The organism is Rhodococcus sp. NPDC079359 (genome assembly GCF_040702585.1).
In the GTDB taxonomy this organism is placed as follows: Bacteria; Actinomycetota; Actinomycetes; order Mycobacteriales; family Mycobacteriaceae; genus Rhodococcoides.
Genome location: NZ_JBFBLH010000003.1, coordinates 238811 through 260962, shown reverse-complemented (window position 1 = coordinate 260962; position 22152 = coordinate 238811). Strand labels below are relative to the sequence as shown.

Annotated in this window: 23 protein-coding genes and 1 riboswitch; of the genes, 16 read left to right on the top strand and 7 right to left on the bottom strand. The window is 65.9% G+C overall.

The features are described 5' to 3' along the window. Window positions 1-9: 9 nt before the first annotated feature. From AB0362_RS09495 to fgd, 3 genes are all read left to right on the top strand, one after another. A complete protein-coding gene (locus AB0362_RS09495; protein ID WP_317809683.1) occupies window positions 10-348 on the top strand; it encodes a hypothetical protein in 339 nt (112 codons plus the stop codon). Beyond that, window positions 345-677, top strand: a complete 333-nt coding sequence (locus AB0362_RS09490) for a DUF202 domain-containing protein (protein WP_269596505.1) — start codon at window positions 345-347, stop codon at window positions 675-677. The genes AB0362_RS09495 and AB0362_RS09490 overlap by 4 nt, the downstream gene beginning before the upstream one ends. 64 nt (window positions 678-741) lie before the next feature. Next, window positions 742-1755 carry a glucose-6-phosphate dehydrogenase (coenzyme-F420) gene (gene fgd / locus AB0362_RS09485; protein ID WP_121872231.1) on the top strand — a complete coding sequence of 338 codons (1014 nt, stop codon included), beginning with the start codon at window positions 742-744 and terminating at the stop codon, window positions 1753-1755. A 12-nt stretch (window positions 1756-1767) separates the two neighbouring features. On the opposite strand, the gene AB0362_RS09480 is transcribed toward fgd, so the two are convergent. After that, on the bottom strand, window positions 1768-2280 hold the full coding sequence (locus AB0362_RS09480) for a nitroreductase/quinone reductase family protein (RefSeq protein WP_068048034.1): 513 nt from the start codon (window positions 2278-2280) through the stop codon (window positions 1768-1770). Window positions 2281-2409: 129 nt separating this feature from the next. Between AB0362_RS09480 and pta the strand changes: the two genes are divergently transcribed. Together pta and AB0362_RS09470 are read left to right on the top strand one after the other, a co-directional pair. Next, on the top strand, window positions 2410-4533 hold the full coding sequence (gene pta / locus AB0362_RS09475) for a phosphate acetyltransferase (RefSeq protein WP_188078694.1): 2124 nt from the start codon (window positions 2410-2412) through the stop codon (window positions 4531-4533). Continuing rightward, the gene (locus AB0362_RS09470; protein WP_317809684.1) at window positions 4530-5711 is read left to right on the top strand and encodes an acetate kinase; all 1182 of its coding nucleotides are present in this window, start codon (window positions 4530-4532) and stop codon (window positions 5709-5711) included. Before pta ends, AB0362_RS09470 begins: the two co-directional genes overlap by 4 nt. On the opposite strand, the gene AB0362_RS09465 is transcribed toward AB0362_RS09470, so the two are convergent. Genes AB0362_RS09465 through AB0362_RS09455 form a run of 3 tightly spaced genes read right to left on the bottom strand, consistent with a single transcriptional unit; the run spans window position 5708 to window position 10401 of the window. Beyond that, window positions 5708-8116, bottom strand: a complete 2409-nt coding sequence (locus AB0362_RS09465; RefSeq protein ID WP_149406554.1) for a serine/threonine-protein kinase — start codon at window positions 8114-8116, stop codon at window positions 5708-5710. The two genes, AB0362_RS09470 and AB0362_RS09465, sit on opposite strands and share 4 nt — an antisense overlap. 12 nt (window positions 8117-8128) lie before the next feature. After that, window positions 8129-9073, bottom strand: a complete 945-nt coding sequence (locus AB0362_RS09460; RefSeq protein WP_317809709.1) for a glutamate ABC transporter substrate-binding protein — start codon at window positions 9071-9073, stop codon at window positions 8129-8131. Between the two features lie 23 nt (window positions 9074-9096). After that, window positions 9097-10401, bottom strand: a complete 1305-nt coding sequence (locus tag AB0362_RS09455) for a hypothetical protein (protein WP_317809686.1) — start codon at window positions 10399-10401, stop codon at window positions 9097-9099. A gap of 86 nt (window positions 10402-10487) precedes the next feature. Here AB0362_RS09455 and AB0362_RS09450 point away from each other — a divergent pair, with 86 nt between their 5' ends. Next, complete coding sequence (locus AB0362_RS09450; RefSeq protein WP_149406557.1) at window positions 10488-11336, top strand: NUDIX hydrolase; 849 nt, start codon at window positions 10488-10490, stop codon at window positions 11334-11336. Window positions 11337-11338: 2 nt separating this feature from the next. Here AB0362_RS09450 and thiE read toward each other — a convergent pair whose 3' ends face one another. Further along, window positions 11339-12031, bottom strand: coding sequence for a thiamine phosphate synthase (gene thiE, locus AB0362_RS09445; protein ID WP_068048054.1), 693 nt, complete (start codon window positions 12029-12031; stop codon window positions 11339-11341). Window positions 12032-12077: 46 nt separating this feature from the next. Next, a riboswitch (TPP riboswitch) is annotated at window positions 12078-12191 on the top strand. Here thiE and thiO point away from each other — a divergent pair. From thiO to AB0362_RS09410, 7 genes are all read left to right on the top strand, one after another. After that, window positions 12190-13242, top strand: coding sequence for a glycine oxidase ThiO (thiO, locus tag AB0362_RS09440; RefSeq protein WP_317809712.1), 1053 nt, complete (start codon window positions 12190-12192; stop codon window positions 13240-13242). (Overlaps the previous riboswitch by 2 nt.) Beyond that, window positions 13239-13454: a sulfur carrier protein ThiS gene (thiS, locus tag AB0362_RS09435; RefSeq protein ID WP_037186702.1), complete on the top strand. Its 216-nt coding sequence runs from the start codon at window positions 13239-13241 to the stop codon at window positions 13452-13454. The genes thiO and thiS overlap by 4 nt, the downstream gene beginning before the upstream one ends. A gap of 4 nt (window positions 13455-13458) precedes the next feature. Then, window positions 13459-14208 carry a thiazole synthase gene (locus AB0362_RS09430; RefSeq protein ID WP_094640985.1) on the top strand — a complete coding sequence of 250 codons (750 nt, stop codon included), beginning with the start codon at window positions 13459-13461 and terminating at the stop codon, window positions 14206-14208. Between the two features lie 499 nt (window positions 14209-14707). After that, on the top strand, window positions 14708-15670 hold the full coding sequence (locus AB0362_RS09425; protein ID WP_149406558.1) for an ABC transporter ATP-binding protein: 963 nt from the start codon (window positions 14708-14710) through the stop codon (window positions 15668-15670). Continuing rightward, on the top strand, window positions 15670-16440 hold the full coding sequence (locus AB0362_RS09420; RefSeq protein ID WP_317785479.1) for an ABC transporter permease: 771 nt from the start codon (window positions 15670-15672) through the stop codon (window positions 16438-16440). Before AB0362_RS09425 ends, AB0362_RS09420 begins: the two co-directional genes overlap by 1 nt. Window positions 16441-16466: 26 nt before the next feature. Next, a complete protein-coding gene (locus AB0362_RS09415) occupies window positions 16467-17924 on the top strand; it encodes a M28 family peptidase (RefSeq protein WP_317809688.1) in 1458 nt (485 codons plus the stop codon). Between the two features lie 37 nt (window positions 17925-17961). Beyond that, a complete protein-coding gene (locus AB0362_RS09410; protein WP_317809689.1) occupies window positions 17962-18783 on the top strand; it encodes an adenylate/guanylate cyclase domain-containing protein in 822 nt (273 codons plus the stop codon). On the opposite strand, the gene thiD is transcribed toward AB0362_RS09410, so the two are convergent. Further along, window positions 18745-19599, bottom strand: coding sequence for a bifunctional hydroxymethylpyrimidine kinase/phosphomethylpyrimidine kinase (gene thiD / locus AB0362_RS09405; protein ID WP_317809690.1), 855 nt, complete (start codon window positions 19597-19599; stop codon window positions 18745-18747). The genes AB0362_RS09410 and thiD overlap by 39 nt on opposite strands. Window positions 19600-19890: 291 nt before the next feature. On the opposite strand from thiD, the gene AB0362_RS09400 reads away from it, so the two are divergent. The 3 genes from AB0362_RS09400 (at window position 19891) to AB0362_RS09390 (ending at window position 21373) form a co-directional block, all read left to right on the top strand. Beyond that, window positions 19891-20217, top strand: a complete 327-nt coding sequence (locus AB0362_RS09400) for a GNAT family N-acetyltransferase (protein ID WP_068048077.1) — start codon at window positions 19891-19893, stop codon at window positions 20215-20217. Window positions 20218-20337: 120 nt separating this feature from the next. Beyond that, entirely contained in the window at window positions 20338-20691 is a 354-nt protein-coding gene (locus AB0362_RS09395) for a GNAT family N-acetyltransferase (RefSeq protein WP_317809714.1), read from the top strand. Window positions 20692-20776: 85 nt separating this feature from the next. Continuing rightward, window positions 20777-21373, top strand: a complete 597-nt coding sequence (locus AB0362_RS09390) for a hypothetical protein (protein WP_317809691.1) — start codon at window positions 20777-20779, stop codon at window positions 21371-21373. Here the strand turns inward: AB0362_RS09390 and AB0362_RS09385 are convergent. Beyond that, window positions 21343-22143, bottom strand: a complete 801-nt coding sequence (locus tag AB0362_RS09385; RefSeq protein ID WP_094613931.1) for an exodeoxyribonuclease III — start codon at window positions 22141-22143, stop codon at window positions 21343-21345. The two genes, AB0362_RS09390 and AB0362_RS09385, sit on opposite strands and share 31 nt — an antisense overlap. Window positions 22144-22152 lie beyond the last annotated feature (9 nt).

Genomic DNA, 22152 nt, shown 5'->3' with positions numbered 1-22152 from the left:
CCGTTACCTATGCGAATAAATGGCGACGTCATCTACGACGATGGACTGGTCCGTCTCGACGAGGCAGGCGTCACTTTGAGGTACTACTACTTCCCCTTCGCCACGAAGAAGTTCGTACCGTACGACAGGATTCGCGCCGTAGACACCGCCGTCCTCGGCAACTGGAACGGTCGCTGGCGTCTGTGGGGTGCGTCGACAACCGACCAGTGGCTTCCACTGGACGTGATGCGTCCCAAGAAGGACACTGCAGTGGTGCTCACCATCCGCCGCATCTCGCCGGTCTTCACCCCCGACGATCCTGAACTGGTTGCCCATCTGATTCGCGAGCGCATGACCGCACACGCGTGACGCGCCCCGACGAGCGGTTCACCCTCGCCAGCGAACGCACCTTTCTCGCCTGGCTGCGAACGTCTCTCGGCCTGCTCGCCGGCGGAATCGCGATCGTCCACCTGGTTCCTGATTTCAGTACCGGGTGGGTTCGGACGGCGCTGGGCCTGATTCTGATCGGTCTCGCTGCGGCGGCACCGATCATCGGTCTGCGACGGTGGATGCGCGTTCGCGATGCCCTCGAAAGTGGTGCACCGATGCCCGAATCACGAGATCTATGGATCTTCGCGGTGGGTATCGGCTCCGTAGCGGTACTGGCGGCAGTGGTCACGGTTCTGGGGATCCAGTAGAGCGTGGTGAACCACCACAGGTGCACAATCGAAGAACTAGGACGACCAACGACAGGAGTTCGGCGTGGCGCAGGGTCTCAAGCTGGGGTACAAGGCATCGGCGGAGCAGTTCGGACCGCGGGAGTTGGTCGAGCTCGGTGTGCTCGCCGAGCAGCACGGTATGGATTCGGCGACGGTCAGCGATCACTTCCAGCCGTGGCGGCACGAGGGTGGCCACGCGCCGTTCTCACTGGCGTGGATGACGGCGGTCGGGGAACGGACGAACACGATCCAGCTCGGCACCTCGGTACTGACGCCGACGTTCCGCTACAACCCGCCGGTCATCGCTCAGGCGTTCGCGACGATGGGCTGCCTGTACCCCGGACGCATCATGCTGGGTGTGGGCACCGGAGAGGCGCTCAACGAGATCGCGACCGGATTCACCGGCGAATGGCCGGAGTTCAAGGAACGATTCGCGCGCCTGCGTGAGTCGGTGCGGTTGATGCGTGAGCTGTGGCTCGGCGACCGCGTCGACTTCGAGGGCGAGTACTACACCACCAAGGGCGCGTCGATCTACGACGTCCCCGAGGGCGGTATCCCGGTCTACATCGCGGCCGGCGGACCCGTGGTGGCGCGGTACGCAGGACGTGCGGGCGACGGATTCATCTGCACGTCGGGCAAGGGCATGGAGCTCTACACCGACAAGCTGCTTCCGGCCGTCGAAGAGGGCGCGGGCAAGGCCGAGCGCGACGCCGGCGAGATCGACAAGATGATCGAGATCAAGATCAGTTACGACACCGATCCCGAACTGGCGCTGGAGAACTGCCGTTTCTGGGCACCGCTGTCACTGACGCCCGAGCAGAAGCACTCGATCGACGATCCGATCGAGATGGAGAAGGCCGCCGACGAGCTTCCGATCGAGCAGGTCGCCAAGCGCTGGATCGTCGCATCGGACCCGGACGAGGCAGTGGAGAAGGTCAAGCAGTACACCGATGCCGGCCTGAATCACTTGGTGTTCCACGCGCCCGGGCACGATCAGAAGCGGTTCCTGGAGCTGTTCGAGAAGGACCTGGCCCCGCGCCTGCGCAAGCTCGGCTGATTCCCGAAGAGACTAGAGATCGGCCGCGAGTGCGAACAATCGCATGTCGCGGTCGGTCCGGGTCTCGTATTCGCCGTACACCTCGACCATCGCGTCGAACTGCCGGTAGATGCGAGCCTTCTCGTCGCCGGTGATCCGGGTGGCCGTCACCGGAATCTTCTTGCCGCCGATGGCCACCACGGCCTTCGGGTCGGCGAGGAGGTTCGACGTCCACGCCGGGTGGTGCTGCTGACCGAAATTGGATCCGACGACGTAGATCTTGTCGCCCTCCCGGTAGTACAGCAGCGGACTCGTCCTGGGCTTGCCGGATTTGCGGCCGGTGGTGGTCAGTAGCACCACCGGAGCCGCGATCGGCCCGAGGACGGTGAAGCGGCCGTCGGATTTGGTCAAGAGCCACCGGTCGACGCCTGCGAGGTTCCTGATTACCCACGAACCGGGCTTCGTCGACGCGAACTTGACGGCGGGCTTGCGGATGAACGATGTTTCGCTGCCCCAGCGCACATCCGGGAACGGTGATTCGGCCATGGTTCATGGGACAACCCGACCGCGCCCGGTGTCAACACCCCAACCCACTGGGCAGGAGTGGAGCCTGCGGAACGACCCCTACTGGGCAGGAGTGGAGCCTGCGGAACGACCCCCACTAAGCTGGCGGGCATGGCTGAGCCCAGCGGCACCGACGCGTCGGACATGTATCCCTCGAGCATCTACATCGCGTCACCGGAAGGGGACACCGGGAAATCGACCATCGCGCTCGGTGTGCTGCAGATGCTCGCCGCTTCCGCGGCCCGGGTGGGGGTGTTCCGTCCCATTGCTCGATCGACCGACGAACCCGATTACATCCTCGAGTTGCTCGTCGAGCACACCACCGCAGATCTGACGTACGAGCAGTCGCTCGGTGTCACGTACGAGCAGGTGCACGCCGATCAGGATGCAGCGCTCAGTGAGATCGTCAATCGGTATCACGAGGTGGCGTCCCAGTGCGACGCCGTGGTGATCGTGGGCAGTGATTACACCGACGTCGGCAGCCCCAGCGAACTCGGCTTCAATGCGCGCATCGCCGTCAATCTCGGTGCCCCCGTGTTGCTTGCGCTGCGCGGGTCCGGTCGCACGCCCGACGAGATCGCGCAGTTGGCCACTCTGTGCCAGGGCGAACTGCGTCAGCATCATGCCCACCTGGCTGCGATCGTGGCGAACCGTTGCGCCCCCGAGGATCTCGATGCTGTCACCGACGCGTTGGCGTCGGTCGGCGTGCCCGCGTGGTCTTTGCCGGAGATTCCGCTCCTCGTCGCGCCGACGATGGCGGAACTGCTCGAGGCGGTGGACGGCACGCTGTACAGCGGTGATTCGTCGCTGCTGCAGCGAGAAGCGTTGCGGGTCATGGTCGGTGGCATGACGGCCGAGCATATCCTCGAACGGCTCACCGAGGGCGTCGTCGTCATCGCGCCTGCAGATCGATCCGACGTGTTGCTCGCCCTCGTCAATGCCCATGAGGCGGAGGGCTTTCCGTCTCTCGCCGGCATCATCATGAACGGCGGCATCGAGCCCCATCCGGCGATCGCTCGTCTGGTGGCGGGCCTCGGCCCCCGATTGCCGATCCTGACCACCGAGCTCGGCACCTTCGATACCGCTTCTGCTGCAGCGCAGACGCGCGGCCGCGTGGCGGTGGGTTCGCAGCGCAAGGTGGACACCGCGCTCGGCCTCATGGAACAGCGGGTCGACGCGAAAACTCTTCTGGAGCGGCTCGACATCGCCATTCCGACCATCACGACCCCGCAGATGTTCGAGTACCAGCTGATCCACCGGGCGCGCGCCGATCGCAAGCACATCGTGCTCCCCGAGGGCGGCGACGATCGCATCCTCCGGGCTGCCGGACGTCTGCTGCAGCGTCAGGTCGCGGACCTGACGATCCTCGGCGAGGAAGGTCCCATTCGGCGACGTGCATCGGAACTGGGCGTCGATCTCGACAGCGCGACAGTTCTCGACCCCAAGAACTGCGACTACGCCGAGGACTTCGCCGCCGAGTACACCGAGCTGCGCAAGCACAAGGGTATGACGATCGACCGTGCCCGCGAGATCATGGCCGACATCTCGTACTTCGGAACGATGATGGTGCACAAGGGAATTGCCGACGGTATGGTGTCCGGTGCGGCGCACACCACCGCGCACACCATCAAGCCGTCGTTCGAGATCATCAAGACGACCGAGGGCGTGTCGACGGTGTCGTCGATCTTCCTGATGTGCCTGTCCGATCGTGTTCTCGCCTACGGTGACTGCGCAGTCGTACCCGACCCGACGGCCGAGCAGCTCGCCGACATCGCCGTGTCCTCGGCGCAGACCTCGGCCCAGTTCGGGATCGAACCACGGGTGGCCATGCTGTCGTACTCCACCGGCGAATCCGGTTCCGGAGCGGACGTCGACAAGGTGCGGCAAGCCACAGCGCTTGTGCGCGAACGCAATCCGGAACTGCTCGTGGAGGGTCCGATCCAGTACGACGCGGCGATCGAACCGTCCGTCGCCGCGTCGAAGTTGCCCGATTCCGACGTGGCAGGCCGAGCGACGGTGTTCATCTTCCCGGACCTCAACACCGGCAACAACACCTACAAGGCCGTCCAGCGCAGCGCCGGTGCGGTTGCCGTCGGGCCCGTTCTGCAGGGCCTGCGCAAGCCGGTCAACGATCTCTCGCGCGGTGCGCTGGTCGAGGACATCGTCAACACTGTCGCCATCACTGCGATTCAGGCGCAGGGGATTGCCGCCGCAGCCGATCAGGAGGGCAAGTGAGCATCCTCGTCGTCAACTCCGGTTCGTCCTCGGTCAAGTTCCAACTCGTCGACCCGGGCTCCGGAGAGTCCGTGGCCACTGGGCTAGTCGAGCGCATCGGTGAATCCGACGGTCGGGTCGAACTCGACCACCGGGGCGAGAGTGTCGAGCGAATCGAGCACATCGACGACCACGGTGCCGGTCTGGCGCTGGCGTTCGAGATGCTCGCCGACGCAGGCGTCGAACTGGAATCGGTCACCGCGGTCGGGCATCGAGTCGTCCACGGCGGGACCGTGTTCTACCGGCCGACGATCATCGACGACGCCGTCGTGCAGCATATCTCGGACCTCAGTAGTCTTGCACCACTGCACAATCCGCCGAACGTGCTGGGCATCGAGGTCGCCAGGAAGCAGCTGCCCAACGTGCCGCACGTGGCAGTGTTCGACACCGCCTTCTTCCACTCCCTGCCCGACGCGGCCGCGACCTACGCCATCGACGCGACCGTCGCCGCCGAGCACGACATCAGGCGCTACGGCTTCCACGGCACCTCGCACCACTACGTCTCGGACCAGGTGGCGCAGTTCCTGGAACGCGATCTCTCGGAGCTGAATCAGATCGTGCTGCACCTGGGCAACGGGGCCTCGGCCTCGGCGGTCGCAGGCGGCAAGGCGGTCGACACCTCGATGGGACTGACTCCCCTCGAAGGTCTGGTGATGGGTACCCGCAGTGGGGATATCGACCCCGGGGTGATTCTGCATCTGCGACGCAGCGCAGGCATGAGCGTCGACGACATCGATGCCCTGCTCAACCGTCGCTCCGGGTTGATCGGACTGTCCGGGGTCAACGACTTCAGGCAACTGCAACAGCGGATCGACGACGGCGACGCCTCCGCACGCTTGGCATACGACGTCTACATCCACCGTCTGCGCAAGTACATCGGTGCGTACATGATCGGGCTGGGCCGGCTCGATGTCATCACGTTCACCGCCGGTGTCGGCGAGAACGCCGCAGCAGTGCGCGCCGATGCCCTGGCAAATCTCGAGGGCTTCGGCATCGAGATCGACCCAGAGCGGAATGCCCTGCGCAGCAAGCAGGCTCGGGTGATTTCCACCGACTCGTCGACCGTCACCGTGCTGGTGGTGCCCACCAACGAGGAGCTGGCGATCGCTCGGGCAGCGGACAGCCTGGTACGCAGCTAGAACAGCGAACGCGGCCGAATGGCGTTCGCCAGGTCCACCAACGAGAAACGGTGGGCGCGATCGGTGGCGTTGCGGGCCAGTGCCCTCAGGCCCTTCTCGGTGCCGCGCCGCAAGCCGTCCTCGGTGAACGGGACGCTGAGAATGGGTTCTCGCTCGGCGGTGGCGGCGTGGCCGGAGACGATCCAGTCCAGCGCCATTGCCAGTACCAGCGTCCGCATCTGCAGCGCCCGGCTCTCGGCCTTGGGTAGCAACGCCACTCGCCGCGCAGCAGAACGGAAATCGGCCTCGGACAGCTCCGCTCGCGAGCGGTCCATCAGCAGTGTCAGCACGCTGGTCATGCGCGCCATCGAGTAGTGCCGTGAGCTGATCGGCACCTGATCCAACGCTGCGATTGCCCCGGTCTGATCGCCGCGCCGCTGCAACTGCCGGGCCAAGCCGAACGCCGAGCTCACGATGCCGCGATTGGTCCGCCACACCGCTCGATACAGTCCCTCGGCGCGGGCCCGCCACTTCTCGGCTTCCTCGCCGTTGCCCGCAGCCACATGACCGAGCAGCTCCGAGGTGGCTCCGAGAGCGAGCTTGGGTGCGAGTTCGCCGGGCATCGCCCCGAGTACGTTGTCGAAACTCGTGAACGCAGAATCGTATTCGTGATGCAGCAGCGCGATCAGGCCTGCGTACCACTGCACTCGCCACGGATCCGCGGTGTGGTCGGTCGACTGCACCTTGGCCAGAATGTCGGTTGCTTCGACGACGTTCCCCAGATCCAGATGGGCCTTGACCTCGGCGAGGGTGATTTCGAGGCTCAGTTCCACGGGACTGGAGGACCCTGCGGAACGGCTCGATTCGGCTCCGGCGGTGACGCGTTCGATACCGTTGCGTTTGGCGTGCTGTAGCGAGTCCAGGGTCTGTCGAGGTTCGACGTGCACGGCTGCCGCCAACAGCGGCGCGCTCGGGTCGTTGGGGTCCACCAGCGGAACCGGAAGCGCAGCAACCACTTCCGAGGCGGTCATTCGTTCGTGCCGTACCGTACCGTCCACATAGGTGTCGGTTCGCCCCACCGACTGCTCGGTGCCGAAGGTCGTACGCGGCGGGCTGAACACCGTCGACAGCCCCGGCCGCTCGACACCCGTCCTGATGGCCAGAATCTCACGCAGCACACCGGTGGCCTGCCCGGCGAACTCGTCCGCGGATCGGAACCGTCGAGTGGGATCCTCGTGTGTCGCGCGCAGCAACAGTCGATGCAGGGACGGAAACTGCTGTAGCACTTCGGATTCCTCGACCGAGGGGAGGCCGTCGAGGTACTTGCCGTTCTTCGACGGCATGTCCAGGGTCAACACCGCCAGCGTGCGGCCGACCGTGAAGATGTCCGACGCCACCGTCGGTCCCGTCTTGACGATCTCCGGTGCTTGGTAGCCCACCGTGCCGTACAGGTAGCCGTAGTCCTCGATACCCGCGACCGCTCCGAGGTCGATGAGTTTGATCTGGTCGTCGGAGACCATGATGTTCTCGGGCTTGAGGTCGTTGTAGACCAGTCCGATCGAATGCAGATAGCCCAGGGCCGGAAGCACTTCGAGAACATAGGCCAGTGCTTGCTCGACGGGTAGGCGTGCGCCGTCGCCGCACGAGGTGAGGATGTCGCGCAGTGACCGGCCGCCGACGTACTCCATGACGATGAAGCCGACGGTCGACCCGTCGCTGCGGGGCTGCTCGACGAAGTTGTAGATCTTCACCACGCCGGGATGGGCGACCTCGGCGAGGAACTGCCGCTCGGCGACCGCGACGGCGTGGGCCTCTTCGTCACCGAAATGCAGCAGTCCCTTGAGCACCACCCAGCGGTCGCTGACGTTGCGGTCGATGGCGAGGTAGATCCAGCCGAGTCCGCCGTGCGCGATGCAGCCCTGCACGTCGTACTGGCCGACCACGCGATCGCCGGGTTCCAGCAAGGGAGTGAAGTCGAACGTTGCGCCGCAGTGCGGGCAGATGCCCATCGCCACGTCGGGCTCGTCCGGTTCACTGCGGCCCACCTTGGCGTTGCACTTCCAACAGAACCGCTTGTGCTGCGGCACCGTCGGATCCGACATCACGGCCGTGGCAGGATCGATCGGTTCGACGCGAGGCACTTCCACCAGACCGCCGCCGAGTCGCCGCCGAATCCCAGTGCTGCGCGATCGACCGGACCTCGACCGACCCGTCTTGGAGCGGGTGGAAGCGGAGTACGACGCATTCGATGGCGGGGTTCGATCGTCGACCGGTGACCGCGAGACGGCCTGAGTGCGCTCGACGCCGTCCGTTTCCGAGACTGCTTGCGTTCTCGACACTGCCCGGGTGCGCTCGCTGTCGTCGGTGCGCGAGACCGCCTGAGTTCGCTCCGCCGGGGCGGTTGCCTGCTGTTCGTCGTCGTCCATATTCCGAGGCCCCTAATCGCTGTACGACGCGTTGGGCGGACCGGGGGAGGGGCCGAGGACGGTCAGCCACCGGTTGTAGATGCGATTCCACGTGCCGTCGGAGCGGATGCGTGCCAACGTTCCGTTGACGAAGCGCACCAGATCCTCGTTGTTCTTGTTGATTCCCACCCCGTACGGCTCCGGGCTCAGGCTGTCGCCGACGATCTCGAGGTACGGATCCTGTGCTGCCAGACCGGCGAGGATCGCGTCGTCGGTGCTGATGGCGTCGACCTGCCGTTGCTGCAGTACCACAAGGCAATCCGACCACATCGGTACCGTCACCACGGTCGCGGCGGGCTGGACGCGCTGGAGGCGTCGCAGCGACGTGGTGCCCTCCACGGCGCACACTCGCTTGTTCGCCAGGTCCTCGACTCCGCGGATGCCCGACCCCTGCACCACCAGAACACGGTGCTGCGCTTGGAAGTACACGGTGGAGAACTGGACGTCCTTGCGGCGAGCGCACGTGATGGTCATGGTCTTGACCACCATGTCCACCGAAGAATTCTGCAGAGCTTCGAGCCGCTCCGCGGAGGTGAGGATACGGAAGTCCAACCGGTTGGGGTCGCCGAACAGGTCTCGTGAGACCTCCCGTGCGATGTCTACATCGAAGCCGACCAGTTGCCCGGTCATCGGGTCGCGGAAGCTGAAAAGGTTGCTGCCCGTGTCCAGTCCGACGACCAAGCGGCCCTTGGCGCGCAGTGCGTCGACGGTCGGTTGTGGCGGCGGCGGAACATCGGTGCCGGCGGGCAGTGGTCGCAGGCTGGCGGTGGGGCGGGCGCACTCGTCGTCGGCGGGGCTCTCGGTGGGCCGAGCGGCGACGGACGCGCCCTCCGGCAGCGGCGGTTCGGTGAACGTCGTGTCGACCTGCGGCGCAGAGTTCTCGGGCGGTGCACATCCGACCAACAGGGCGGTGACCAGGATGCCGACGGCGAGTAGACGTTTCACAGGTACTCCCGCAGTCTCGGGAACAGGCCGACGCCGAAGGCAACCGACGCGACGACGGTGAGCACGTACGCGCCGTTCGACAGCCCGGACAGCACCCATACCGATCGGTCGATGTTGGACCGCAGTTCGCTTCGCGCATTCTCGATTCCGTCCACCAGAACGCTGTCCAGTGCGGTGAACGCGGCCGCGGAATCGGACTCGCCGGTGCCGGTGGCAATGGAGACCGCACCGTTGAAATCGCCGACCTCGAGGGCGGAATCGATTCTGGAATGCGAGACCGACCACGTGTTCAGTGCATCGATCACCGCGGTGTCGCCCTGGAACATCTCCGTGAGCCGAGAGACGTTCGCGTCGAACGACTGTCCGTAATCCTGGCCGCCGCCGCGACGGGCGAGGTCGAGAGTTTCGTCCGCTCTGGCCTGCTGCGCCAGAATGAAACCCGTCGTGTAGGACTTCAGCGGAGACACGCCGCGGTCGATCGCGCGATCGGTGGCGATCGAGGAAATCAGTCCCACCACCAGCATCCAGCCGAGCAGGCCGGCGACAGCGACTGTGGCAGCGAGGAATCCGATGTTCAACGTGCGGCGAGTGGTTCGCGACAGGTACCACTGGGCCACGCCGGTCATCAGCAACAGGAACACCAGCGAGCCGATTGCGAACAGCGGCGGACTGGTGAATCGTTCCTGATCGGCCGACACCCGAGACGCCTGCTCGGTGTACAACTTCTCGGCCAGCGGCAGCAAAGTCGTCTGCATCATCGTCGACGCCTCGCCGAGATACGCCGCGCCCACCGGATTTCCGCTGCGGTTGTTGGCTCGCGCCGTTTCGACCAGACCGCTGTATACCGGTAACCCCGCGGCGATCTGCGTGAGCACCGCGCTGGTGGCCGCGTCGTTCTCGGCGACCCCGGCCGAGGCCGCGATCAGCTCGGACGACGCCTCGCCCAGCGCCTGCGAGTAGCGCTCGCGCACCTCGGGTGGCTCGAGACCGCCGGCGATGAAGGCGGTGGCCGCAGCCGCATCCGCCACCGACAGTGCCCCGTACAAATTCTGTGCCGAGTTCGCGAAGGGCTCGGTCCGCACCAACAGGGTGCCCAGGGTGTCGACCCGATCGGTCACGGCCGTGGACGCAAGATTTCCAACCGTCAACGCCAAGAACACCAGCGCGGTTCCCATCGCGACCAACCGCGCAGGCGTCGAACGCATCGTGTATCGAACCGGCGGCTTGCCTGCAGCGGCACCGACGTGTGTAGCCGTTGTCGGGGGGACGGCAGCGGAGGGGGTAATGCCGGCCGCGATCACGCACCCGAGCATATAAGCAGGCGGACCGTACTGCAGCCACTACAGCGCAGTCACTACAGAAGGATGATTCCCCTACGCTGGAGAGCATGCGTGGCGACGGGGACGGTTGGGTGATCGGTACGGACGGTTCTCGGCACTGGGGAAAGCACGGTGCCGCCGGACTGTTGCTGCGTGCACCGTCGAACGAACCGTCGAACACCGGTGAGCCGATGGTGCTGCTGCAGCACCGAGCGTTGTGGAGCCACCAGGGCGGAACCTGGGCACTACCCGGCGGAGCTCGCGATTCCCACGAGAGCACCGCGCACGCGGCGGTGCGCGAAGCCCACGAAGAAGCCGGTATCTCCGACGAACAGGTCAGGGTGCGCAGTGAGCGCGTCACCGCCAGTGTCGAGAGCGGCTGGTCGTACACCACCGTCGTCGCCGATACCGACCACCCTCTGACCACCGTGCCCAACGGCGAGAGCACCGAACTGCGCTGGGTGCCGGAGTCGATCGTCGACGAACTCCCGTTGCACCCGGGTTTCGCGTCCAGTTGGCCGTCGCTGCGCACCGTGCCGCTGCGGGTGCTGCTCGACACCGCCAACGTGCTCGGCTCGCGACCGAACGGGTGGTGGAAGGACCGCGCCGGATCGACCGGTGCACTGCTGACCTCGCTCGCCGAGACGCTGCCGCGCACTGTCGAACTGCCGAGCGGTCAGTACGGCTGGCTCACCCGCATCGAGGCCGTGCTCGAAGGCCAGGCCAGGGACGCGGTCGTCGACCACCCCCGCACCCGGACGATTCTCGCCGACGGCAGCGGCGACGACACCCTCGCCGACCAGGCCCACCGCGGCGGAGACCTGACGGCGATGGTCACCGCCGACCGCGGACTACGCGACCGGCTGCCGGAATCGGTGCAGGTCCTGACGCCGTCGTCGGTTCTCGCGTGGCTGTAGCTCTAAGCCTGTAGCGCCTGAACCAACGAACGAGCGGCCGCCTGGGGGTCCCTGGCCTCGGTGATGGCGCGAACCACCACGATGCGGTCGGCACCGGCTGCCTTGACCTGATCCACGTTGGTCGCGTCGACGCCGCCGATGGCGAACCACGGCCGCTCCGGCAGTGCGTCCGCGGTGGCCCGCAGAGCCTCGAGCCCCGCGGCCGAGCGGTTGGGCTTGGTGGGCGTCGGCCACACCGGACCGACGGCGAAGTAGTCGACACCGTCCTCGATCGCGGCGAGCGAGGACTGAGCGCGGTTCTGCGTCGAGCGCCCGATCACCACGTCCGGCCCCAGAATCTGCCGCGCATAGTGCACCGGCAGATCGCCCTGGCCCAGATGCAGCACGTCTGCACCCGAGGCCAACGCCAGATCCGCGCGATCGTTGACTGCCAACAGCGCCCCGTGCCGTTTGGTCGCGGCGAGCAGAATCGCCAGCGCAGCGAGCTCGTCCTTGGCCTCGAGGGGGCCGAACTCGCGCTCGCCTGCGGAGTTCTTGTCACGCAGCTGGATGATGTCGACGCCACCGGACAACGCGGCCTCGGCGAACTGCGCGAGATCGCCCTTGTCGCGCCTGGCATCGGTACACAGGTACAGGCGAGCGGACGCAAGACGCTCACGGGGAGTCTGATTGCGGGCGGTCTGAGATGGATGCACAAAGCGAACTGTATTCTCATGGTGGCCGCCACCGACGACGGAGTGGCCGAGAAATCGCGGGAGTCCCGAGGATCGTGGGGCTGAGAGTGGGTTCGCCGCCCTTACCGTCAATACCTGAACCCGATCATGCGGGCGCAGGGAGTGAGGACGTGAATCGCGTGTACATCGTCGTTATCGGCGGAGGCGTCATCGGGTTGTCGACGGCGCTGCGCCTGGCCGAGGACGGTCATCGGGTCGTCGTGCACGATCCCGCGCTGGGGAAAGGCGCGTCGTGGGTCGCGGGCGGAATGCTGGCACCGTTGTCCGAGGGTTGGCCCGGCGAACACGAACTGCTGCATCTCGGTGCCGCGTCGTTGGCGCGCTGGCCGGAATTCGCTCGACGCCTCCCCGGCCCCTCGGTGTTCTCCGCAGCAGGATCGGTGACGGTTGCCCTCGACTCCGCCGATGCAGCCGATCTACGAACCATCGCCGAATGGGTGGGCGAGCAGGGACACGAACTCGAGATTCTGGGACGGGCGCAGCTGCGTGAGCTCGAACCTGCTCTGGCGCAGAACATTCGACTCGGCCTACTGGCTCCGACCGAACTGTCGGTGGACAACCGGGCGCTGATCGCCGCGCTCGAGCAGGGATGTCTGGACGCGGGCGTCGAGTTCGTGGCTAGCTCGGTCGACGCAATTCCCGACGCCGATCAGGTGGTCCTGGCCGCCGGTTCTCGCTGTTCCGCACTGTGGCCCTCTCTGCCGGTCAGGCCGGTGAAAGGCGAGATCCTGCGGCTGCGTCGTAGGCCCAGCGCCGCACCGCCGCCGCACCGCACCGTCCGCGGAACCGTGCACGGACGCCCGATCTACCTGGTGCCACGTGGTGACGGATTGGTCGTCGGCGCAACACAATACGAATCCGGTGAGGACACCCAGGTCACCGTCGCCGGGGTACGAGACCTCATCGCCGACGCCGAACGACTCATGCCGAGCATCGGCGAATACGAGTTGTACGAAACCGCTGCCGGCCTACGGCCGATGAGCCCGGACGGACTCCCGATCATCGGCAGGCTCGACGAGAACGTCGTCGTCGCCACCGGACACGGCCGCAACGGCATCCTGCTCGCGCCCATCACCGCCGCCGCCGTCGCCGCGCTGATCTCCGGTGACGCCCTGCCCGAGGCGAAAGCAGCCACACCCGAACGCTTTGCACACATCGAGAGGACACCATGACACAGGTCGCGATCGGCATCACCGTCAACGGCGAGGATCACCTGCTCACCGAGGACATGACCATGCGTCGGCTGCTCGAATTCCTGGGCCTGCCCGAGAAGGGCATCGCCGTCGCCGTCGACGGAGCGGTGCTGCCCAAGAGCCGCTGGGACACCACCAGCGTCGAAAAGGGTTGGACCATCGACGTTCTCACGGCTGTGCAGGGTGGTTGAGGGCATGGCGGGTTTGACGATCGCGGGCCGCACCTTCACCTCCCGGCTCATCACCGGCACCGGGGGAGCGGCCAACCTCGCAGTACTCGAGGAAGCCCTCGTCGCGTCGGGAACCGAACTGACCACCGTCGCGATGCGTCGCGTCGACGCCGCGGGTGGAACGGGAGTGCTGGATCTGCTGCGCCGGTTGAACATCGCGCCGCTACCGAACACGGCAGGCTGCCGCGGCGCGGCCGAAGCAGTACTCACCGCGCAGCTCGGGCGTGAGGCGCTCGAAACCGACTGGGTGAAGCTCGAAGTGATCGCCGACGAGCGAACCCTGCTGCCCGACGCCATCGAATTGGTCAAGGCCGCAGAACAACTCGTGGACGACGGCTTCCAGGTGCTCCCTTACACCACCGACGACCCGGTCCTGGCGAAGCGACTCGAGGACATCGGCTGCGTTGCTGTCATGCCGCTCGGCTCGCCCATCGGCACCGGCCTCGGCATCGCCAACCCGCACAACATCGAGATGATCGTCGACGCTGCAACTGTGCCGGTGATCCTCGACGCGGGCATCGGCACCGCCAGCGACGCCACCCTCGCAATGGAACTCGGCTGCGACGCGGTGCTGCTCGCGACCGCAGTGACCAGGGCGAAGGATCCGGCGCTGATGGCGTCGGCGATGCGGAACGCGGTGGCCGCGGGCTACCAGGCCAGGCATGCCGGCCGAATTCCGAAACGATTCTGGGCTCAGGCCAGCTCGCCCATGTGATCAGCTGCGTTGCCTGGGGTGCTGCGTTGCCTGTGGTGCTGCGTTGCCTGGGGTGCTGCGAATCCAGCAAACGCGCGCGCGTTCGTGAAACGCGTGCGGAATAGTGGCGGGTACGGGGGCGATTCCGCGCGCGTCTGGCAAACGCGCGCGCTTTTGCGGCCGTGCCCGTGTGACGCCGATGTGGCCGCTGCTGCCGACGCTCATGTGGCCGCGTGACGCCGATGCCGCCGACGCCGACGCCGACGCCGCCGCCGATGTGGCCGCTGCCTCCTCACATTCGGCAAACGCGCGCGCGTTCGTGAAACGCGTGCGGAATAGTGGCGGGTACGGGGACGATTCCGCGCGCATCTGGCAAACGCGCGCGCTTTTGCGGCCTCGCCCGTGTGGCAGCGAGACGCCGAAGTGACCGACTGTCTCAGGGTTGGGTCATCCGAAAGGATGATGCAACTGACGACTGTGGGTCGATGTGCGGACGCTGTCGATGGGGGAAGGTTGACCCATGATCGAAGTGACAGGACTGACCAAGCAGTACGGCGCGGTGACGGCGGTCGACAACCTCACCTTCACCATCAAGCCCGGCATCGTGACCGGATTCCTCGGCCCCAACGGCGCAGGCAAGTCGACCACGATGCGGATGATTCTCGGTCTCGACCGCCCCACCTCGGGAGCGGCGACCATCGAGGGCAAGAGCTACAGCCATCTGAAGCAGCCACTGCGTACCGTCGGCGCTCTGCTCGACGCCAAGTGGGTGCACCCCAATCGCTCGGCGCGTGCGCATCTCGAGTGGATGGCGGCCTCCAACGGCATTCCGAAGTCGCGCGTCGACGAGGTACTGCGGCTGGTGGGCCTGTCCGAGGTCGCGAAGAAGAACGCGGGCGGGTTCTCGCTCGGTATGTCGCAGCGGCTCGGACTCGCGGGCGCATTGCTCGGTGACCCCAAGGTGCTGCTGTTCGACGAGCCGGTCAACGGACTCGATCCCGAGGGCATCGTCTGGATCCGAAAGTTCATGCAGCGCTTGGCAGCCGAGGGCCGCACGGTGCTGGTCTCGAGCCACCTGCTCTCGGAGATGGCGCAGACCGCGGAGCATCTCATCGTCATCGGACGCGGCAAGTTGATCTCCGATTCCACGGTGCAGGAATTCATCGACCATGCTTCCGAAGCATCGGTACGCGTGCGCAGCCCGCAGCTCGACGGACTCCGCCAGGCCCTGACCACCGCCGGTCTCACCGTGCGTGAGCCGGACAAGACAGACGAACTTCAGCCCTCGTTGGTGGTGCTGAACTCCACGACCGACGCGATCGGCGACATCGCCGGTCGAGCTGGAATCACATTGCACGAGTTGGCCTCTCAGCGAGGCTCGCTCGAGGAAGCATTCATGAAACTCACCGGAGACACAGTGCAATATCACGGCGCGGGAGCCGAAAACCCCAACAATCAGCAAGCAATGGGCGGTGCACTCTGATGGGCGTTTTGGCAGCAGAAAGAATCAAGTTCACCTCGACCAAGTCGCCGTGGTGGTGCAGCGCGATCATCGTGGTGCTCGGTCTCGGGTTCGCGGCAATACTGGGGTGGGCTGCACAGTTGGCCACCGACACCGATGCGCCCGAGGGCATTCCGCCCACGACGGCAGCCGACGTGGTGGGACTCGGAGTCGGAACGTTCGGTTCGATGGTGTTGATGATCTTGGCCGCGTTGACCGTGACCAGCGAGTACCGTTTCGGACTCATCCGCACCACGTTCCAGGCCGTGACCAACCGAGGATCGGTGCTGGCGGCCAAGGCCCTGCTGGTCGGTGTCTACGGTGCGATCCTGTCGTTCGTGCTCGCCGTCATCGGGCTCTACCTCGCCAAGGCGCTCGCCGGTGAGCAGGCAGGTGCGCTGCTGGGCTTCGACGTCGATGGAACCTGGCGCATCCTGTACGGCACCGCCATCCTGGCGTTCGTCCAGGTGGTTCTGGCCATCGGCGTCGGTGCTCTCATGCGGCAGTCCGCCGGAGCAATTGCCATCCTGCTGCTGTGGCCACTGCTCATCGAGAACCTCGTCGGGGTGATTCCGACGGTCGGCGAGAAGATCCAGCCGTTCCTGCCCTTCCTCAACGCCAATCACTTCCTCGGATCCGGCGGCGGCGTCGACTTCCACTGGGGTCCGATCGGCGGCCTGATCTACTTCGTCGCCTTCACCGCGGTGATCTTCGGAGCAGCGGTGTTCGTCGTCAATCGTCGGGACGCCTGACGCCGCTCGCCGGTAGGGTGTCCGCTATGCGGATTTCCTTGCTTGCAAGTAGCGCTGTCACTGTCTTGATTCTGGCCGGTTGCTCGTCCACCTCGGACGAGGAACCGGCCAGAGTTTTCGCTACACCCGACGGGCCGGGCCTGTCGGAAGCGGTCACCGAGGAGGCGTTGGTGGGGCACCTCGAACAACTGGAAGCCATCGCCGCCGAGAACGACGGAAACCGCGCGGCCGGCACCGCCGGGTACGACGCGAGTGTCGATTATGTTGTCTCGCAACTCGAATCGGCCGGGTTCGAGGTCACCACCCCGGAATTCGATTTCGACACCTTCGAGGCGCAGACCCAGACCCTGTCGGTGGCGGGTGCCGAGATCCCGGTGTTCGCGCTCAGTTACTCGCCGACCACCACCGCCGAGGGGATCACCGCACGCGTCGTCGGCGCTCCCGCCGGTGCAGACGGCTGCGAGGCGACCGACTACACCGGCCTCGACCTGGCCGGAGCCGTTGCGGTCGTGCCGCGCGGAGTGTGCCCGTTCGGTGTGAAGCAAACTGTTGCAGCGGAACTGGGAGCGGCCGCCGCGATCATCGTCAACAACGAACCGGGACCGCTCGATTCGGGCACACTCGGCGACACCGACACCGCTCGGATTCCGACCGGCGGCGTCAGCCAGGAGGACGGGGCGGCCGTTCTGGCCGCACCCGAGGTGACGCTGACCCTCGTCACCGAGACCGAAACGACCACCAGCCGCAACATCATTGCGCAGACCACCACCGGTTCCACCGAGAACGTGGTGGTCACCGGTGCGCATCTCGACAGCGTCCCCGAGGGTCCAGGCATCAACGACAACGGAACCGGTACCGCGGCAGTGCTCGAGACCGCACTGCAGATGGGTAGCGCCCCCGAGGTCACCAACGCGGTGCGCTTCGCGTTCTGGGGTGCCGAGGAGAACGGACTCGTCGGTTCCACCGAGTACGTCGAGGGCCTGTCCGACGAGGACAAGCGAAACATCGCGCTGTACTTGAACTTCGACATGATCGGCTCGAACAATGCCGGCTACCTCGCCTACGACGGAGACGACTCCGACCAGGTGGGTGAGCCCGCCGGACCGGCCGGATCCGACGCCATCGAGCGCACCTTCGTCGAGCGACTGGCGACCGAGGGCGTAGCCGTCGACGGCACCGATTTCGACGGCCGATCGGATTACGGCCCGTTCATCGAGGTCGGCATCCCCGCCGGTGGTGTGTTCAGCGGAGCGGACGAGAACAAGACCGGCGCGCAGGCCGAGAAGTGGGGTGGCACCGCGGATCAGACGTTCGACGAGAACTACCACACCGATCAGGACACCCTGGCGAACGTCGACCGCGCAGCACTGGCGAAGAACGGCGCGGCGGTGGCCTACGGAATCGGCGTCTACGCGCAGTCGGTGGAGGGCCCCAACGGGGTTCCGGTGGGCGCCGCGCGCGAGGCCGCTCGCGCCGAAGGATGAGGGTAAGTATGTGTAACCGTGGGTTACGCTCGATGCTGTGAACGCAGTCGTCTCCTCGGTCGTGGAGTGGGTCCGCACCACCAATCGAGCGCCCGCGGTGATCGGGGCGGTTCGGCGTGTGCGCCGCGCACTACCCGGTGACCCCACGTTCGGCGATCCACTGTCGATCGACGGTCCGGGCAGAGCCCTGGCCGTCGCTCGTGTCGCCGACAGGTTCCTTGCTGCGAACGGCCTCGACGACGAACCCGGTGCGTCCCGCGAAGTGGGCCTCGGAGCGTTGCAGTTGTGGCAGGCGATCCTCGAACGAGCCGGCAGAGGCCGCGGCGAGCACGACGTCACCATCGTGTTCACCGACCTCGTCGGGTTCTCGTCGTGGTCGCTGCGGGCCGGCGACACCGCCACCCTGACCCTGCTGCGCAAGGTCTCCAAAGCCGTCGAACCCGAGGTCGCATTCCGCGGTGGCCACGTCGTCAAGAGACTGGGCGACGGCATCATGGCAGTGTTCGCCGATCCGGGCAAAGCAGTCGACGCGGTCTTCGCGGCCCGTGAGGCACTGAAGGGCGTCGACGTCGACGGCTACACCCCGACGATGCGCGTCGGCATCCACACCGGCAGCCCGCGGCAGGTGGGATCGGACTGGCTGGGCGTCGACGTCACCGTCGCCGCCCGGGTGATGCAGACCGGCGGCAACGGCAACATCATGATCTCCGCGGCGGCCCTGGAGGCGGTACCGCCGGAGGTGCTCGACGCCTTGCGCGTGGTCTCCAAGCCCTATCGCCGCAGCTTCTTCGCTCCGAAGATCAAGGGCGCACCCGACGACCTACGCATCCTCCGACTCGTGCAGTCGCCACAGCGGTGACACCGGTCCGTGGCCCGCGCCCAGATCGTAGGACGCGGCCAAACAGCGGGTAACCCACTCCTTGCCGAACGCCACCGCGTCGGGCATGGAGTATCCGTGCGCCAGGGCCGACGCGATCGACGCGGCGAGGGTGTCGCCGCCGCCGTGATCGTTGCCGGTGTCGATGCGTTCGCTGGTGAATTCGAGGAAGGTGTCGCCGTCGAACAGCAGGTCGGTGCTGTGGGTCGACGTCCGCAGGTGACCGCCCTTGACCAGGGCCCACTGCGCGCCCAACCCGTGCAGGGCCTCGGCGGCGCGGTGCGCGGTGGAGTCGTCGACCACGTCGATGCCGGTGATGAGCCGAATCTCGTCGAGGTTGGGGGTCACCAGCGAGGCGATGGGAAACAGGGTGTGGCGGATGGCGTCGAGGGCCTCGGCGTGCAGCAGAGGATCGCCGTGCATCGACGCGCACACCGGATCGACGACCAACGGAACCGGCTGATCGCGGCCGATGCCGACCTCGGTGCAGACGGCCGTGACCGCGTCGATGATCGCGGTGGAGGCCAGCATTCCGGTCTTCGCTGCGCCGACGCCGATGTCGGAGACGACGGAGCGAACCTGCGCGGCGACGACGTCCGGCGGAATCTCGTGGAAGCCCGTCACGCCGACGGTGTTCTGGACCGTGACCGCAGCGACCGCGACACAGGCGTGCACGCCGAGCAGTGCCATCGTTCGGCTGTCCGCCTGGATTCCGGCACCGCCACCGGAGTCGGTTCCGGCGATGGTCAGCGCGCGGACTGGAGTCTCGCCGTTGGGCGTGAGCGGTAGGAACTTCACGAGAGAAGACAGTACCGGCGCGTGGGGAGGCGGGGGTCGCGGCCGCTGAATCGGATTGCCGAGTCCGTGGCGAAAACTTGGGCAGGTCTTGAATGTTGTTGTATCACAACGTCGAACAGGGCCACTTATGATCCGTACCAGCATTCGTGTCGGGTTCGACGGACAAACCTACGCATCCGAAGGTTTGTTGGTAGAAAAGGTGACAGAGCCACCGTGCGCATGTTTAATAGTGGTGCACGTCACATCGGTTTCACTCGTTCATCACTCCACACACAGCGAAGGAGGCGTCCCATGCTGGCAAGTTCTCCTAGCGCTGATGTCTCGATCAACAAAGACCAGAACCGATTCGAGCTTCGATTGAACGGTGATCTGGTCGGGATCGTCGGCTTCTACGAGGTCGAGGGAAACGGCACGCGTGCGACGCGTACTCATGTCGTGTCCTTCATGCACACGGTCGTCACCGAGGATTTCGGTCATCAGGGTCTGGCCGGCATTCTGGTGCGGCGCGCGCTCGACAGTGCTCGGTCCTACGGCTGGAAGGTCAAGCCGGTCTGCACCTACGTGCAGCGCTTCGCTGCGGCCAATCCTGAATACAACGACATGCTCGTCGCTCTCTGACCTCGGGTTCCTGCACGCATCGCCCGGTCACATCAAGCCTGGTCACATTAAGGGCACGACTCGGCGACGATCGGTGCACTCGCCTCGCGTCACATGGACAACACTGGTCTCATGAGTGACATGAGTCACATACATCCACGGCGGGTCACCGGGCCCGCTCCGGTCGACCGGCCCGTCGTTCGCATCGAGGACGACGTCGATCACAACAGGTTCGATCTTTTCGTCGACGACGAACTCGTCGGTATTCTCGGGTATCGCTTCGGTGAGGGCGACGACGGCGGCGTCGGCCCGGTCGTCGCGCTCATGCACACCGTCGTCAAGGAAGAGTACGGCGACCGCGGATGGGCGGGCGTGCTGGTACGAGCGTCCCTGAACACCGCGCGTGACCGGCAGTGGCGCATCGTTCCGATCTGTACCTACGTGCGGCGATACCTGGCGCAGCACGAGGAATTTCTGGATCTGATCGCCGAATAGAGAGCAGTGCTCTTGTTTTATGGGCGTATCGAATGAATACTGCTTCCTGTAGAGAGCGCCGCTCTCGAAAGGTTGGCATTCCCCGATGCGTGTATCCCTGTATCTGTTCGTCGGCATCATGTTCGCCGCGTATCCCACACTGCGTCCCTACTCGGACGAGGTGGGCACGGCGGGAGCCGACGCCTTCGCATCCTCGAACTGGGTGCTCTCCCACACCTTCGCCATGCTCGGCTTCATCGCGCTCGGGCTGACCGTGCTCTACACCGGTCGACGGTCGGAGCTCGCGGTCGTGACTACGTGGATCGGCGTCGGGTTGGTGCTGCCGTACTACGGCGCGGAAACCTTCGCGCTGCATGCACTGGGTGTCGATGCCGTACAGAACGCGAACCCCGGCCTGATCGATCTGGCCGACTCGATCAGGTACTCGCTCGTACAGTCCGTCATGTTCGGGCTCGGACTGGTGCTGATCGCCGTCGGGCTGGTGGCATTCGCTCTACGCAACCGCTACGCCGCGGTGCTCGCTGCCGGGTTCGTGCTCTTCCTTCCGCAGTTCTACACCCCGCCTGCCGTGCGAATTGCGCACGGAGTGCTGATCGCCGTCGGGGCGATTCTCGCCGCCAGGGCCGTGGCGGACAGGTCGGCGGACTCTGCTCAGCCGATCTCCACGATCACCGGAGCGTGATCGCTGGCTCCCTTGCCTTTGCGTTCCTCGCGGTCGATGGACGCGCCGGTCACTCGTGCCGCCAGGGCAGGGGAGGTCAACGCCATGTCGATGCGTAGGCCCTGCTTCTTGGGGAACCGCAACTGCGTGTAGTCCCAGTAGGTGTACGTCCTGGGCTCGGGGGTGAACTGCCGCGTCACCTCGGTGAAGCCGGCGTCGCCGAACGCGGTGAAGGCGTCGCGCTCGGCTTGGGAGGTGTGGGTCTTGCCCTCGAACAGTGCGGGATCCCAGACGTCGTCGTCGGTGGGCGCGATGTTCCAGTCGCCGACGAGCGCGATCTGCGCCTGCGGATCCGCCGCCACCCACGCCTGCGCGTCGGCCTTCAGCGCAGCGAGCCACTCGAGCTTGTAGGTGTAGTGCGGATCGGCGAGTTCGCGGCCGTTCGGCACGTACAGGCTCCAGACGCGCACCCCGTCGCACGTGGCGCCGATGGCGCGGGCCTCCTGGGCGGGATCGATCTCGGGATCCTTGCTGAACCCGGGCTGATCCTCGAACCCGACCTGCACATCGTCCAGGCCGACGCGCGATGCGATCGCGACGCCGTTCCACTGGCTCAGCCCGACGTGGGCGACCTCGTACCCGATGTCGGTGAACCGCTGATACGGAAACTGTGCGTCCTTGCACTTGGTTTCCTGCATCGCCAGCACATCGACATCGGATCGCTGCAGCCAATCGACGATTCGATCCTGACGAGAGCGGACGGAGTTCACATTCCAAGTAGCCAAGCGCACGGGAACGAA